This is a genomic window from Agromyces sp. LHK192 (assembly GCF_004006235.1).
GTDB lineage: Bacteria > Actinomycetota > Actinomycetes > Actinomycetales > Microbacteriaceae > Agromyces.
On the sequence record NZ_CP034753.1, the window covers coordinates 2,126,696 to 2,141,087 of the forward strand.

At 70.6% G+C, this 14,392-nt stretch carries 15 protein-coding genes, 1 tRNA gene and 1 pseudogene; 5 read left to right on the top strand and 12 right to left on the bottom strand.

The window, feature by feature from the left end; all coding sequences use genetic code 11:
• The first annotated feature begins 177 nt into the window (after positions 1 to 177).
• A complete protein-coding gene (locus ELQ40_RS09545) occupies positions 178 to 1,227 on the top strand; it encodes a hypothetical protein (RefSeq protein ID WP_127793478.1) in 1,050 nt (349 codons plus the stop codon).
• On the opposite strand, the gene ELQ40_RS09550 is transcribed toward ELQ40_RS09545, so the two are convergent.
• Positions 1,116 to 2,000 (bottom strand): helix-turn-helix transcriptional regulator, encoded by an 885-nt coding sequence (locus ELQ40_RS09550; protein ID WP_127793479.1) that lies wholly within the window; start codon positions 1,998 to 2,000, stop codon positions 1,116 to 1,118. The genes ELQ40_RS09545 and ELQ40_RS09550 overlap by 112 nt on opposite strands.
• Positions 2,001 to 2,165: 165 nt before the next feature.
• On the opposite strand from ELQ40_RS09550, the pseudogene ELQ40_RS09555 reads away from it, so the two are divergent.
• Positions 2,166 to 3,019, top strand: a pseudogene (locus ELQ40_RS09555) (aldo/keto reductase).
• Between the two features lie 99 nt (positions 3,020 to 3,118).
• Positions 3,119 to 4,168 (top strand): alcohol dehydrogenase catalytic domain-containing protein, encoded by a 1,050-nt coding sequence (locus tag ELQ40_RS09560; protein WP_205649311.1) that lies wholly within the window; start codon positions 3,119 to 3,121, stop codon positions 4,166 to 4,168.
• A gap of 29 nt (positions 4,169 to 4,197) precedes the next feature.
• Here ELQ40_RS09560 and ELQ40_RS09565 read toward each other — a convergent pair whose 3' ends face one another.
• Positions 4,198 to 5,421: an oxygenase MpaB family protein gene (locus ELQ40_RS09565; protein ID WP_127793480.1), complete on the bottom strand. Its 1,224-nt coding sequence runs from the start codon at positions 5,419 to 5,421 to the stop codon at positions 4,198 to 4,200.
• Between the two features lie 169 nt (positions 5,422 to 5,590).
• On the opposite strand from ELQ40_RS09565, the gene ELQ40_RS09570 reads away from it, so the two are divergent.
• Positions 5,591 to 6,226: a TetR/AcrR family transcriptional regulator gene (locus ELQ40_RS09570; protein WP_164863532.1), complete on the top strand. Its 636-nt coding sequence runs from the start codon at positions 5,591 to 5,593 to the stop codon at positions 6,224 to 6,226.
• Between the two features lie 33 nt (positions 6,227 to 6,259).
• Here the strand turns inward: ELQ40_RS09570 and ELQ40_RS09575 are convergent, their stop codons facing one another.
• The 5 genes from ELQ40_RS09575 to ELQ40_RS09590 form a co-directional block, all read right to left on the bottom strand.
• Positions 6,260 to 6,811 carry a GNAT family N-acetyltransferase gene (locus ELQ40_RS09575; RefSeq protein ID WP_164863533.1) on the bottom strand — a complete coding sequence of 184 codons (552 nt, stop codon included), beginning with the start codon at positions 6,809 to 6,811 and terminating at the stop codon, positions 6,260 to 6,262.
• A 53-nt stretch (positions 6,812 to 6,864) separates the two neighbouring features.
• The gene (locus ELQ40_RS18780; RefSeq protein ID WP_164863534.1) at positions 6,865 to 7,605 is read right to left on the bottom strand and encodes a hypothetical protein; all 741 of its coding nucleotides are present in this window, start codon (positions 7,603 to 7,605) and stop codon (positions 6,865 to 6,867) included.
• A gap of 149 nt (positions 7,606 to 7,754) precedes the next feature.
• Positions 7,755 to 7,830 (bottom strand) — tRNA-Ala (locus ELQ40_RS09580).
• 111 nt (positions 7,831 to 7,941) lie between these two features.
• Positions 7,942 to 8,328, bottom strand: a complete 387-nt coding sequence (gene rsfS / locus ELQ40_RS09585) for a ribosome silencing factor (RefSeq protein WP_127793483.1) — start codon at positions 8,326 to 8,328, stop codon at positions 7,942 to 7,944.
• Positions 8,329 to 8,392: 64 nt separating this feature from the next.
• A complete protein-coding gene (locus tag ELQ40_RS09590; protein ID WP_127793484.1) occupies positions 8,393 to 8,848 on the bottom strand; it encodes a hypothetical protein in 456 nt (151 codons plus the stop codon).
• Between the two features lie 570 nt (positions 8,849 to 9,418).
• Here ELQ40_RS09590 and ELQ40_RS09595 point away from each other — a divergent pair.
• Positions 9,419 to 9,742, top strand: a complete 324-nt coding sequence (locus ELQ40_RS09595; protein ID WP_127793485.1) for a hypothetical protein — start codon at positions 9,419 to 9,421, stop codon at positions 9,740 to 9,742.
• A gap of 142 nt (positions 9,743 to 9,884) precedes the next feature.
• Here the strand turns inward: ELQ40_RS09595 and nadD are convergent, their stop codons facing one another.
• The 5 genes from nadD to obgE all read right to left on the bottom strand — a co-directional run bounded on the left by nadD (position 9,885) and on the right by obgE (position 14,386).
• Complete coding sequence (gene nadD, locus ELQ40_RS09600) at positions 9,885 to 10,484, bottom strand: nicotinate-nucleotide adenylyltransferase (protein WP_127793486.1); 600 nt, start codon at positions 10,482 to 10,484, stop codon at positions 9,885 to 9,887.
• Positions 10,485 to 10,497: 13 nt separating this feature from the next.
• A complete protein-coding gene (locus ELQ40_RS09605; protein ID WP_127793487.1) occupies positions 10,498 to 10,704 on the bottom strand; it encodes a hypothetical protein in 207 nt (68 codons plus the stop codon).
• Positions 10,705 to 10,772: 68 nt separating this feature from the next.
• Positions 10,773 to 12,041, bottom strand: coding sequence for a glutamate-5-semialdehyde dehydrogenase (locus ELQ40_RS09610; protein ID WP_127793488.1), 1,269 nt, complete (start codon positions 12,039 to 12,041; stop codon positions 10,773 to 10,775).
• Between the two features lie 9 nt (positions 12,042 to 12,050).
• Positions 12,051 to 12,833 (bottom strand): glutamate 5-kinase, encoded by a 783-nt coding sequence (proB, locus tag ELQ40_RS09615; protein WP_127795235.1) that lies wholly within the window; start codon positions 12,831 to 12,833, stop codon positions 12,051 to 12,053.
• Between the two features lie 32 nt (positions 12,834 to 12,865).
• Entirely contained in the window at positions 12,866 to 14,386 is a 1,521-nt protein-coding gene (gene obgE / locus ELQ40_RS09620; protein ID WP_127793489.1) for a GTPase ObgE, read from the bottom strand.
• Between the last annotated feature and the right edge of the window lie 6 nt (positions 14,387 to 14,392).

Genomic DNA, 14,392 nt, shown 5'->3' on the forward strand with positions numbered 1-14,392 from the left:
TCTCCTTTGATCGGGTGGTGCTGACTCCTCGGCGCCGGCCACCGTCGACCCGGGGCTGAGCGGCAATCTAGGAGCGCGGCGAGCCGCGCGGCAAAGCGCGTTCCACCCAGTAGGCCGACCCGCGACATCCGCCTCGCAATCGGCGCCGGAGCAGCGTGCCGTCGGCAGAATCGCAGGGTGAGCGAGAACCTGCCGAACGGCCGCCTGCTGGTCGTGAACAAGGACGACGACACCCTCGGGATCGTCGACTTCGACCGCGGAGCCACGGTCGCGACCGTGCCGCTCATTGGCACCTCGGGGCACGAGGTCGCCGTGACGCCCGACCGGCGATCGGCCCTCGTGCCGATCTACAGCGACGCCCCGGTCGGGGTTCCCGGCATCGAGGGACGCACGATCGACGTGATCGACCTCGAGTCGGCGAACGTCATCCGCACGGTCGACCTCGGCGGCCCGGCGCGACCGCACTGCCCGATGTTCGGCGACGGATGGCTCTACGTGACCGCCGAGAGCCGGAACGCGGTGCTCGTACTCGACCCCGCAACGCTCGAGGTCGTCGGATCGATCGACACCGGCGCGGCCCAGTCGCACATGCTGGCGGTCTCCGGTGACGGCTCGATCGGATGCACGGCCAACGTCGAGCCGGGCAGCGTGAGCATCCTCGACCTGACGACGCGGAGCCTGCGGGCCGTCGTGCCGGTCGCCGCGAAGATCAACCGGATCGCCCTCTCCCCCGACGGACGCACCGCCTACACGGCCGATCAGCAGGATGCCCGTCTCGCCGTCGTCGACGTCGCCCGGGGTCGCGTCGAGCGGTGGATCGACCTCCCGGCCGTCGGATTCGGCGCCGCGCTCACCCCCTCCGGCGATCTCGTCGTCGCACTGCGATCAGCCGACGCGGTCGCCGTGGTCGATCCCTCGGCGTCGGATGCCTCGCCGACACGGCTGATCACCACTCCCCGGTGGCCGCAGATGATCGTGCTCGACCCGAGCGGGACGCACGCCTACACCGCGTGCCGCGACGACGAGGTCGCCGTCGAGATCGACCTCGCGGCCGGACGGGTCGCACGGACGGCCGCCGTCGGCCGGGATCCCGACGGGATCGCGTGGGTAGGCGGTCAGCCGCGTCCGGTCGTGTCGGCATCGGCGAGCTCCGCCTCGTGGGTCGCCGCCCACGACGCGAGCAGGTGGAGCGCGTCCGCGCTCGGCGACCCGGCGGGCGCGGTGTAGACGTTGAGCACCAGGCCGGGTTCGCTCGGAAGCTCCATCGACTCGTAGTTCAGGTCGAGGTCGCCGACGATCGGATGCCGCAACCGCTTGATGCCGCTGCGGTGGAACTTCACGTCGCGCGAAGCCCACCGTCGGCGGAACACCTCGCTCTTCGTCGACAGTTCGCCGATGAGCTGGATCAGATCAGGGTCGTGGGGGTTGCGACCGGCCTCCAGGCGCAGCATCGACGACGCGTCGTGGAGGATCTGGTCGTAGTCGCGCCAGAACTCTCGCGCTGCCGGATTCAGGTAGGCGAATCGCGTGGTGTTCACCGGGCGGTGCGGGTCGTCGAACACCGGCGCGTAGAGCGCCCGGCCCATCCGGTTGGTCGCGAGGATGTCGTGACGCGCATTGCGGACCCAGGCCGGGGCATCCGACATCGCATCGAGTACCTGCTGCACGGCCGGGCGCACGGAGCCTGCGGGCTTCCGTCGCCGGCGCGGCGACCCGCCCTCGGCTCGGGCGAGGTCGAAGAGGTACTGCCGCTCGGCGTCGTCGAGCCTGAGCGCGTTCGCGAGCGCGTCGAGGACGCCCTCGGATGCCCCGGAGAGGTTGCCGCGCTCGAGCCGCACGTAGTAGTCGACGGAGACGCCGGCGAGCATCGCGACCTCCTCACGGCGCAACCCGGGCACGCGTCGGTTGCCGCCGTACGCGGGAAGCCCCGCCGCGTCGGGCGTGAGCCGGCCGCGGCGGGTGGAGAGGAACTCCCTGACCTCTGCGCGCAGATCGCTCATGCGCCCAACCGTACGCGGGCGCGAAGCGCGCCGGGAGGTCCTGCGAGTACCTGCCCGCGCGGCAGGGCGGGCGAGCGGGGTACCGTCGGGGCCTCCCTTCGGCGCGGGCACCTCCGTAGCGTGGAACGGGTGAGTGCAGAACTGATCCTCAACAACGGCGTCCGGATGCCGACGCTCGGCCTCGGCGTGTTCCAGAGCCCGCCCGACGAGACGGCGAGGGCGGTCGAGGCCGCCCTCGCGGTCGGGTACCGACACATCGACACGGCGGCGGCCTACGGCAACGAACGACAGGTCGGCGAGGGCATCCGACGGTCGGGGCTCGACCGAGCGGACGTCTTCATCGAGACCAAGGTGTGGCCGAGCGATTACGGAACCGACGAGACGCTGCACGCCTGGGAGAAATCCATGCGCAAGCTCGGCGTCGAGCAGATCGACCTGTTGATCCTCCACCAGCAGGCCGCGAACCTGTTCGACCGCACGGTGGCGGCCTACCGTGCCCTCGAAATCCTGCTGGCCGACGGCCGGGTGCGGGCGATCGGCGTGAGCAACTTCACGACCGACGCCCTGGACCGGCTGATGGCCGAGGTCGAGGTGACGCGGCCGTGAACCAGGTGGAGCTCCACCCGTACCACGCGCAGCCCGAACTGCAGCGGGCGGACACGGCACGGGGAATCCTCACCCAGGCGTGGTCGCCGATCGGCGGCATCACGTTCTACCCCGGCCCGTGGGGCGACGAACGGCGCAATGTCATGCATGACCCGACGATCGTCGCCATCGCCGACGCGCACGGCAAGTCGGCCGCCCAGGTCATGCTCCGCTGGCACCTCCAGCAGGGCCGCTCGGCGATCCCGAAGTCGACGAACCCGTCACGCATCGCCGAGAACTTCGACGTCTTCGACTTCGACCTCTCAGCCGACGAGCTCGCACGCATCGACGCACTCGACACCGGCAGGGGCAGCGGCCCGGACCCCGACCGGGAGTTCGACGAGCGCATGCTGTTCCCGATCCCCGAGGACTGAGCAGGAAGGAGGAGGACGTCGGTCGCGCACAGGGGTACCGTCGGTACCCGGCACGGCAGGGACTCCCCCGCCCGGTTCGACGCAGGTGGGATGGATGACATGAAGGCCACGTTCATGTACGGCGCCGGCGATGTCCGCGTCGAGACCGTCCCCGACCCCGTCATCCAGTCCCCCACCGATGCGATCGTGCGCACCGTGCGCACGTGCGTCTGCGGATCCGACCTGCATCCGTACCACTCGATGGCGGCTTCCGAGCACGGCACCTCGATGGGCCACGAGCTCATCGCCATCGTCGAAGAGGTCGGCTCGGCCGTCACGACCGTCAAGCCAGGAGACTTCGTCGTCGCGCCGTTCGCGTTCCAGGACAACACCTGCGTGTTCTGCCGCGAGGGCGTTCAGACCGCGTGCATCCACGGCGGCTGGTACGGCACCCCGGCTGCGGCCGGGCTGCAGGCCGAGTTCGCCCGCATCCCCCAGGCCGACGGGTCGCTCGTCGTCGTGCCCGGCGTCGATCCCGCCGACGCCGACGAGTCGCTGCTCGCCTCCCTGCTGACCCTCTCCGACGTCTACCTGACCGGATACCACGCCGCGCACATGGGCCAGGTCGGGCCCGGCAAGACCGTCACGGTGGTCGGCGACGGAGCGGTCGGACTCGGCGCGGTGCTCGCCTCCCGGCGATTCCGTGCCGGGCGCATCATCCTGATGGGCCGCCACACCGACCGCACCGACCTCGGTGTCGAGTTCGGCGCGACCGACGTCGTCGCCGAACGCGGCGAAGACGGCATCGCACGCGTCATGGACCTCACCGACGGCGAGGGCAGCCACATCGTGCTCGAGGCCGTCGGGCACCTGCCCGCCTACGAGCAGGCGTACGGCATCGTCCGCCCGGGCGGCATCATCTCGCGCGTCGGCGTCCCGCAATACGAGGATGCCCCCATCGGCTTCGGCTCGCTGTTCGGGAAGAACGCTCGCCTGGCCGGCGGTCCCGCCCCCGTCCGCGCCTACCTCGAACCGGCCATCCAGCAGGTCCTGAACGGTGAGATCGATCCGGGCAGGGTCTTCGACCGCACCGTCGCCCTCGACGACATCGCCACCGGGTACGCGGCAATGGATGCCCGCGAAGCCCTCAAGGTGATGGTCACCGTCTGACGCTTCGATCCGACGGGGTCGCCACGACGTCAGTACGGGTGATCGGGATTGTTCTCCGTCGGGATGTCGATGTTGATCCGCTGGAACGGGTTCAGGTAGAACAGCGCGAACAGGCGGATCAGCTCCTCGAACGCCGAGTAGATCGTCGGCGCCAAGGGGATCGGCAGCCCGGCCTCGCGGATCTTGATGAAGATCGGCCAGGCTTCCGAGACGGTCTTCTGCAGCAGCGGGCGGCGCTGCAGTTCGAGCATGTCGGTCACGGTGTCGCCCAGCATGTACCGCGTGACGGCCTCGAACAGTGGCTGGGTGACCAGTGTGAAGTCGATGTACTCGCCGAGGTTCACGAGCTTGTCGGCGAGCTTCACGCCTTCGTCGGTGCGCGCGAGGATCGGCACCAGGACCTGCTGGCGCTGCAACTCCGCCTGCTCCCAGCTCACGGGGATGAACTCGTCGTTCACGCCGAGCATCGACGCGGTCACCTGCCACAGGTGCAGGTAGGCATCCGATTCGTTCTTCGGAATCCGCACGCCCCACTCGTTGAGCTTCTGCATCACCGATGAGGCAAGGCTGTGCCAGGTGACGAGGATGTCGTGCTGGCTGATCGGGATCTGCTCGTCGGCGGATGCCCGCCAGTACGGCGACTGCGGCAGCAGGTGGCGGACTGCGGAGTGCGTGAGCCGGGTCTTCACGCAGGTGACGATCATCTGCCCCTCGGGCCGGTAGGCACGGTATGCGCCGATGTCGTAGCCGAGCTTGGCGGTCTTCGCGATCCGGTCGCGGATGTCCCCTCCGCCCTTGGACCAGTAGACCGCCCGCGCCTCGCGCGGGATCGCCGCGCTCATCATGCCGCTGTTCATGCCGTACAGGACCCCGAGGTAGAGCCCGCGCTTCGTGGCGAAGCGGTACGCCGTGTCGAGCCTGCCGAGGTCCGTCCACGTCGGAAGGGTGCGCGCCATGTCGACGATGCCCTGGACGTCGGCGGGAAGCCCGGACGGTACCGCCTGCCCGTTGTAGATCCACGGCTTGAGGACGCGGTTGACGTCAGGCACCCCGCCGCGGTCGAGCAGCGCGGCCATTACGGGGTCGACGCGGTCGTCCCAGACGAACCGCGGATCGCGCGTCGTGTCGCTCCGGGCGATGGAGCCGAGGGAGGACCAGGTCCAGGCGTAGGAGGGACTCGCGGCGGCGAGCGCACCGGCCGCGCCGAGTGCGCCGCCGGCGAGGAGGAGCTTTCGTCTGCTGAGGTCTGACATCGATCGAACTCCTTTGTCCGTACTGCGGTCAGTTGTGAATCGCGATTCACTTCGCATCGTAGGATGCCTATTGACGAAATGACAACAAGATCTCACGATCCGGCCCCCTACGCCCGATCGCGATCTTCGCCTGCCCGGTCGACGGTCTCAGCTGCGGCAGAATGAAGGCGTGGCCACCAGCCGTCTCCCACCCGTGCAGCGGCGCGCGCAGATCGTCGCGGCAGCGAGCGAGGTGTTCGCGTCGCATCCGTACGACGAGGTGTCCACTGCCCAGCTCGCCGCCGTATGCGGAGTGAGTCGGCCGCTCCTCAACCACTACTTCGCCAGCAAGCGCGACCTGTACGTCGCCGTCGTCGACCGGTTGTTCAACGAACCCCGTTTCGACGCGCCGACCTTCCCCCCTGGCACCCCCGTCGAACGACGGATCGCCATCGGCGTGCAGGGCTGGGTCGGCATGGTCTCGCAGAGCCGGGAGACCTGGCTCACGGCATCCCGATTCCTCGGATCCCACCGGGACGAGGACCTCACGCCGATCGTCGACGCGTACGTCGACACCATGTCCGACGAGATCTGCCGCATCGTCGGCCTCTTCGACGTCCGCGACGATCCCGCCGTCAGGTCGGCACTGCGCGCCTACTCGGCCTTCGCCACGGCGCTCGCCCGCCGCTGGCTCATCGACGCCGACCTCTCGCGTGAGCAACTCGAAACGCTTCTCCGCACGACGCTCGTCACGCTCGTGAGCCGCGCCATCCCCGACGCGATCGGGCTCGAACGCGCATCGCGAACCTCGCGCACCGAAGCCTGAGCGACCGTTCCGTCGGGGCCGCGGAGGACAACGTCAGTCCGTGTCGTCGACCTCGTGCCACGGGCGTCGATCGCCGCGAAGCAGGGAGTAGACGAGCACGTCATTGCTCACCCCGTCGTTGAAGAATGCACCCCGCGCGGTTCCCTCGAGCGTGAACCCGGTCTTCTCGGCGATGCGCCGAGACGCCCGGTTACCGGGGACGATGACCAACTGGATCCACTCGTCCTTCTTCGTCGCGAACAGGTAGTCGACCAGCAATTGGACCGCCTCCGTCGTGTAGCCGCGGCCCGCGAACCGTTCGTCGTAGAGCTGGTACGAGAGCTCGAAGGCATCCCAATAGGACACCGCGCGAAAGAACTCGATGTGGCCGACCAGGGTCGCGCCGTCGTCGATCGTGATGAGGAGCGTGCCCTCGGTGCGCTCCCAGAAGCCCGTCTGGGCGAATTCGCGCCGGAAAGCCGGCTCCGACTTTACCCCGAGCGGAAAGAACGCGCCACGGTTGCCGATGTCGACGTGCGCGTCGTACACGGCGTCGAGGTCGGTCTCGCGCACGGGTCGGAGGCGGACGAGCCGGCCCTGCAGCATGCCGTCAGGGTACTCCGGGGAACGCCTGCGAACCAGACGGCGAGCGCACCGGGTCAGGATGCGACGACCAGGCCGATCGAGACGACCCCGGCGGAGTCGAGCCGACCGACCGCAGGCAAGTTCTCCTGCGTGCCGTACAGCACACGGAGGCCGTCGGCGGGAAGTCGTCCGTCCTCCGTGCATTCGCTTCGCGCAGAATCGGTGGGCAGGAGGAGGACGAGGCACACGTCCTCGCCGTCGATCGTGCGCGCCACGTAGGCTGCGGGACCCTCGAGCCGACTGGCGAGCAGCCGTACGGATGCCAGGTCGATCGTCTCGTCGACGCTCGCGACCCGCGCCGACTCGGCGGCAGGCGGCAGCTGTTCGATCAGCGTGAACAGCTCGGTGTCGCCGAGCGGAACCCCGGCATCAGGCGACCCTTCGATGCTCGGCGCTGCGGTCGAGGGGATGTCGGACCCCGGTGCCGTGCGCTGAGCTGCACCCCAACCGAGGATCGCGCCGAGGAGGAGGCCGACTCCACCTGCTGCGGACGCCCAGCGCACGATGGCGAGGCGGACGAGGGCCGGATCAGTCATCCCGCGCGGAATATCGGCTCGACCGTTCGGGGCATCCGACGGGCCGACAGGACCGGCAGCCTGGTCGGCGGTGGTGGTGCCCGGACGCTCAGCGCGAATGGACCCGCGCGCTTCCAGCTCGGCGATCTCGTCCACGGCGCGCGCGCGTTCCTCGTCGGTCGGATCGGCACCGTACGCTCGACGCTGCAACGCACGGAGCCGGGCCTCACTCGCGTCCATGCCGCCCCTTCGCGGCCAGCATGCAACACCGCCCGCCAGTCGGCAAGGGGTGGCGGGCGGCCGGCCGGCCGGCCGACGGGGCTCGCAGCGGACTCGCCCCTCTGACGCCGAAAAACCCCCGACGAATCTACCGATTCATCAGGGGTTCTTGGTGGATCTGAGGGGACTCGAACCCCTGACCCCCTGCATGCCATGCAGGTGCGCTACCAGCTGCGCCACAGACCCAGATTTCGTCTTCCGCTCTCGCGGCGACGTCGTCCAGCTTACACCAGCGTCGCCTGCGAAATGAAATCGAGGCGACCTCACGGTGACGAGTGCACGCGCGAGCGGCTCGGCTCAGGGCGCCTCGGCCGCCGACGACTGCAGCATCGAGTCGACCGGGATCGCCGGGCAGTCGAGCCACAGCCGCTCGAGGCCGTAGTACATCCGGTCCTCGCGGTGGAACACGTGCACGACGACGTCGCCGAAGTCGAGCAGCACCCAGCGGCCGTTCTCACGACCCTCGCGGTGCACGGCCTTGGCGCCGGCCTCGAGCATGCGCTCCTCCACCTCCTCGGCGATCGCGAGCACGTTGCGCTCGCTCGTGCCGGTGACGAGCAGGAAGACATCCGCGAACGGCGTCGGCAACGACACATCCAGCGCGACGAGGTCCTCGCCGCCCTTCGCGTCGGCGGCGCGTGCGGCGACCGCGGTGAGATCGAGGGCGTGCGAGGAGGCGGTCATGCTGTCCTTTCGGAGGTCGCCCCGGGTGCGGGGCGGCTGTGGGTCGAGTCGGAGGACGACCGCATCAGAAGAGTCCGAACACCGCACCGACGACGAGGGTGGCGACGATGCCGAGCGTCAGGACGCCGGCCGTGATCGCCAGCACGAGGGGCATGTTCATGCCCTCCTTCTTCGGCGGCGTGAGCATCGTCTTCGACGGGCCCTGCGTGCTGATCGCACGCGTTGCCGCGACCGGCGCGACGCCCGTCGTCGCGGTGTCCTCGACCTGGTCGAAGAGGCGGTCGACGTCACCGGAGTCGATCTGGCTCGGGTGCACGCCCGTCGCACCGTAGCTGCGCGGCAGGTCGATCGTGCCGGTGACGATGATCTCGTTCTGGCCGCCCTGCTGCCCGAGGCTGCCCTGGTCGGGCAGCATCGGCAGGATCAACGCGTTCGTGGTGGTCGGCACGCCGCGGGTGGCACCGCCACCGCGCGAGAGGATCTGGTCGTACGGCTCCGGCTCAGCGGCGGGCAGGTCCAACTGCGTGGTCCAGTGCCCGACCGGCTTCGCAGCCGCGGGCGACTCCTCGGCGCGAGCTGCGGCGAACGGCGAAGCCGGCGCGCCGCTACGGGCAGCGGGCTGAGCGGATGCCGCCGCAGGCGCACCGGTCGGCGCGACGCGCGGATCGACGGGGCGTCCGGTGCCGTGTTGCTGCTGACCGGTCGACGGTTGTCCCGGGAACGGCTGCCCGGGCGCGGCAGCCGGACGCGCCGGCGTGATCGGCTGGCTGGCGGGCGGCTGCCCGGCGGGGCCCTGGGGCCGGCCGAGCCGCCACGGAGCGCGGCGGCCTGCTGCGTTGCCTGCTGGGCGGCGGCCTGTTGCGCCGCCTGTTGGGCCGCGGCCTGCTGCGCCGCGGCGAACGGGTTCGGCTGACCGGCCGCCGGTGCGCCCGACGGTGCCGACGGGTACCGAGCGGCGTCCGGCTGGGGTCGCGCCTGAGCATTCCACGCCGGACCGGCGGCGGGTGCCGCGGGCGCACCCGCTGCGGCCGGCTCGTCGTCGGCGTCGTCGAGTCCGTCGATCAGCCCGCGGAGTTCCCGCCGCGTCAGCGTGCGCTCGGGCGTCCGTGCCGGCTGCGACGGCGACGTCCCGGCCTGGGCGTCCGCCCGGGTCGCCGGTGCCGGTGCATCGTGGGGCACGTACGAGACGCCGGTCGAGCCGGGCTGCGGTGCTGCGGGCGCCGGCGCGGACGTCGGAGCGGCGATCGGGCCGCCGAACGGCGAACCCGTCGCCGTCGAGGCGCCTCCCGCCGACATGGGTGCGTACCCGGGGTTCGCGGCAGGTGCCGCGCCCGCGGGCCGAGCCGCGGCGGGCGCCGGCTGCGGTGCGGACGGCGCGGGCTGGGCAGCGCCGTACGGCGCCGGCGGCGGGTAGGCGGGAGCCACGGGAGCCGGCGCAGGTGCCGACGGAGTGGGAGCGGCGGTCTGTTGCGGGGTCGGCGAATCGCTCTGCAGCTCCTGCAGACGCTCGCGCTCGCGCATTTCACGACGAGTGAGCGGCGGTTCGTTCGACGACGTCATTCGACACTCCGGTAGAGATGGTGCTTGGAGATGTACTGGACGACCCCATCGGGCACCAAGTACCACACCGGGAAGTCCCGGCGCACCCGTTCCCGACAGTCAGTCGACGAAATCGCGAGAGCCGGGACTTCGAGCAAGCTTACGTGTTGCTCCGGCAATCCAGAAACGTTCAGGACATGTCCCGGTCGACTCACAGCTACGAAGTGCGCGAGCTCCCAGAGCGCGCCGACGTCGCGCCAGCTCAGGATCTGGGCGACGGCGTCCGCGCCGGTGATGAAGAAAAGCTCGGCGTCGGGCCGCTGCTCCCGGATGTCGTGCAGCGTGTCGATCGTGTACGTCGGCTTCGACCGGTCGATGTCGACCCGGCTCACCGTGAACCGCGGATTCGACGCTGTCGCGATCACCGTCATCAGGTACCGGTGCTCCGCCGCCGTGACGACCTCCTTGTAGGAGGGACGCCCGGTCGGCACGAACACGACCTCGTCGAGGTCGAACGACGTGGCGACCTCGCTGGCTGCGACGAGGTGGCCGTGGTGGATGGGATCGAACGTCCCGCCCATCACGCCGATCCTCGGTCGGCGCCGACCGTCCGTCATGGAGAACGAGGCCTCAGTGACCCGCGTGCTCGTCGTCGGCGTGACGGGCCGCGTACGCCTCGGCCTTGAACCGGTGCCGGTTGGCGACGTCGCGGTACGAGTACGTGACGAACGCGAGCGCGAGGAGGACCACGAACGCGACCACGCCGTACAGGATGGGCTCCATCGGCAGTTCGCGCGCGTGCACCGTCTCGGTCAGGACTACGGTCGCCAGGCTCATTCAGCGGTTCCTCTCGGTTCTCACGTCGCCCCTCGGGTGGGCGACGTGCATCGGACAGTCTAGCGAGGTCAGGCCCGCACGTGCCCCGCGCCGCGCACGATCCACTTGGTGCTGGTCAGCTCGGGTAGCCCCATCGGGCCGCGGGCGTGCAGCTTCTGCGTCGAGATGCCGACCTCTGCACCGAACCCGAATTCCGCGCCGTCGGTGAATCGCGTCGAGGCGTTCACCATCACCGCGGCCGCATCGACCTCGTTGAGGAAGCGTTCGGCGTTGCCGAGGTCGTTAGTGACGATCGACTCGGTGTGCCGCGTGGAGTACCGGCGGATGTGCTCGAGCGCGTCGTCGAGCGAGTCGACGACGGCGACCGACAGGTCGAGGCTCATGTGCTCGGTCGCCCAGTCCTCTTCGGTCACGGCGACCGCGGTGGGACGGATCGCGCGCACGCGCTCGTCGCCGTGGACGGTGACACCGGATGCCTCGAGCCGGTCGAGCACGCTCGGCAGGAGCCGCTCGGCGGCGACCCGGTGCACGAGCAGCGTCTCGAGCGCATTGCACACACTGGGCCGCTGCACCTTCGCGTTGTGGACGAGTTCGACCGCCCAGTCCTCGCGGGCCGACTCGTCGAGGAACATGTGCACGACCCCCGCGCCGGTCTCGATGACGGGGACCTTGGCCTCGTCGACGACGGCGCGGATGAGGCCGGCACTCCCCCGCGGGATCAGCACGTCGACGTACTCGCGGGCCTGCATCAGGTGACGCGCGCCGGCCCGGCCGTAGTCGTCGACGGTCTGCACGGCATCCGCAGGAAGCCCGGCGGCGGCGAACCCGTCGCGGAGGATCCCGAGCAGCACGGCGTTCGTGCGTTCGGCCGCGGTACCGCCGCGCAACACGACGGCGTTGCCGCTCTTGAGCGCGAGCGCCGCGATGTCGATCGTGACGTTCGGCCGCGCCTCGTAGATCGCGCCGACCACGCCCAACGGCACCCGGACCTGGTCGATCCGGACTCCGCTCGGCAGCGACCGCCCCGACACGGTCTCGCCGATCGGATCGTCGAGTGCCACGACGTCGACGACGGCGTCGGCCAGGGCGTCGATCCGCCGCTCGTCGAGCTTCAGCCGGTCGAGCAGCCCCTCGCCGAGTCCGGCTTCGGCGCCGGCCTCGAGATCTGCCCGGTTCGCGGCGACGACCTCGCCCGCCCGCTCGCGGAGGAGCCGCGCGATGTGCCCCAGGGCGGCATCCTTCTCGGCGGTCGTCGCGGTCGCGAGTCGGTACGAGGCGCGCTTCGCGGCGGCGAGTCGGGAGTCGAGGGCCTCGGGATCGAGTTCGGGATGCGACATGGCCCCAGCTTAGGAGAGCGGCGCAGGCTCCCCGGCAGTGTGACGATCGACGGCGGGCTCGAACCACGTGCCGATCTCGCGGCCTTCGAGCGCATCCGCGACGAGCGCCGTCGCCGTGATGAGCACGGCGCTGCCGGACGCCGCGGCGATCCTCGCGGCACTGATCTTCGTCTCGGCGCCACCGGTGCCGACCCCGGCCGACCCGATGGTGCCGATCTCGATGCCCGCGAGATCGTCGCCGAAGGGCACGTGCGCGATGCGCTCGGCGCCGGGAAGCTGCGGGGGCTTCGTGTAGAGCGAGTCGACGTCGGAGAGCAGGATGAGCAGTTCGGCGCCGACGAGCTCGGCGACCAGCGCCGCCAGGCGGTCGTTGTCGCCGAACCGGATCTCGTGCGTCGCGACGGTGTCGTTCTCGTTCACGATCGGCAGGATCCGCAGCCCGATCAGCCGCTCCATCGCGCGCTGGGCGTTCGACCGGTGGGTGGGGTTCTCCAGGTCGCCGGCGGTGAGCAGCACCTGGCCGGCGACGATGCCGTACCGGTCGAGCGAGTCCTGGTAGCGGTACATGAGCACGTTCTGGCCGACGGACGCCGCCGCCTGCTGCGTCGCGAGGTCGCCCGGACGCGAATCGAGCTTCAGGTACGGCATCCCGGTCGCGATCGCGCCCGACGACACGAGCACCACCTCGGCACCGCGGCCGTGCGCGGCAGCGAGGGCGTCGACGAGCGGGGCGATCTGCCCCGCATTCACGCCGCTGATCGAGCTCGACCCGACCTTCACGACGATGCGCATGGCCGCAGGGATGTCTGCGCGGCGGAGCGGCGTCACTGCTCGGTCTCCTCCGGCTCGTCGTCGGCCCACATGCCGGCCTCGCGCTCGCGCTCGAGCTCGGCTCGTGCCTCGGCCTTGGCATCCATGCGCTCGTGGTACTCCGAGCGTCGTTCGGCTCGCGTCGCGCGTCGGTTCTCGTCGAGGCGCGCATCGGTGCCGCGCGGAGCCGTCATGAGCTCGGCCGTCGAGGTGAGCGTCGGCTCCCAGTCGAACACGACGCCGGAGCCGGCGCCGATGACGACCGTGGAGCCCGCGACCGCGCCCGCCCGGACCAGTTCGTCCTCGACCCCGAGGCGGGCGAGCCGGTCGGCGAGGTAGCCGACGGCCTCGTCGTTCGTGAAGTCGGTCTGGGCGACCCAGCGCTCGGGCTTGCCGCCGATCACCCGGTAGAGGGTGCCGTAACTGCCGCCCTCGGCACGGACGACGAAGTCCTGCGCGTCGACGGCCTTCGGCCGCATGATGATCCGGGGCGCCTCCGGGGCGTCGGCCTGCGCACGCCGGGCTTCGTCGACGAGGTCGCCCAACGCGAACCCGAGCGGACGAAGGCCCTCGTGCGACACCGTGGAGATCTCGAACACGCGGTAGCCGCGCGACTCGAGCTCGGGACGCACGAAGTCGGCCAGCTCGCGGGCTTCGGGCACGTCGACCTTGTTCAGCGCGACGAGCTGGGGGCGCTCGAGCAGCGGCACCTGACCCTCGGGCACCGGGTACGCGGCGAGCTCGCCGAGGATCACGTCGAGGTCGCTGATCGGGTCGCGTCCGGGCTCGAGGGTCGCGCAGTCGAGCACGTGCAGCAGCGCCGAGCACCGCTCGACGTGACGGAGGAACTCGAGCCCGAGGCCCTTGCCCTCGCTCGCGCCCTCGATCAGGCCCGGCACGTCGGCGACGGTGAACCGGTGGTCGCCCGCCTCCACGACGCCGAGGTTCGGGTGCAGTGTCGTGAACGGGTAGTCCGCGATCTTCGGGCGCGCGGCCGACATCGCCGCGATGAGGCTCGACTTGCCCGCCGAAGGGTACCCGACGAGTGCGACGTCGGCGATCGTCTTGAGCTCGAGCGTGACTTCGCCCTCGAAGCCCGGGGTGCCGAGCAGCGCGAAACCGGGCGCCTTGCGCTTGGTCGACGCGAGCGCCGCGTTGCCGAGGCCGCCCTGGCCGCCGGGGGCGGCGACGAACCGCATGCCCGCTTCGGCCAGGTCGGCGAGCTCGACGCCGTGCTCGTCCTTCACGACGGTACCGACCGGGACGGGCAGCTCGATGTCCTCGCCCATCGACCCGGAGCGGTTGTCGCCCATGCCGGGCTGGCCGTTCGGGGAGGTCCGGTGCGGGCGGCCGTGGTACGCGAGGAGCGTCGTGACCTGCGGGTCGGCGACGAGCACGATGTCGCCGCCGTCGCCGCCGTTGCCGCCGTCGGGGCCCGCGAGCGGCTTGAACTTCTCGCGCCGCACCGACACGCAGCCGTTGCCGCCGTGCCCGGCCTTCACGAACAGCCGGACCTCATCGACGAAGCTGACCACGCCGCG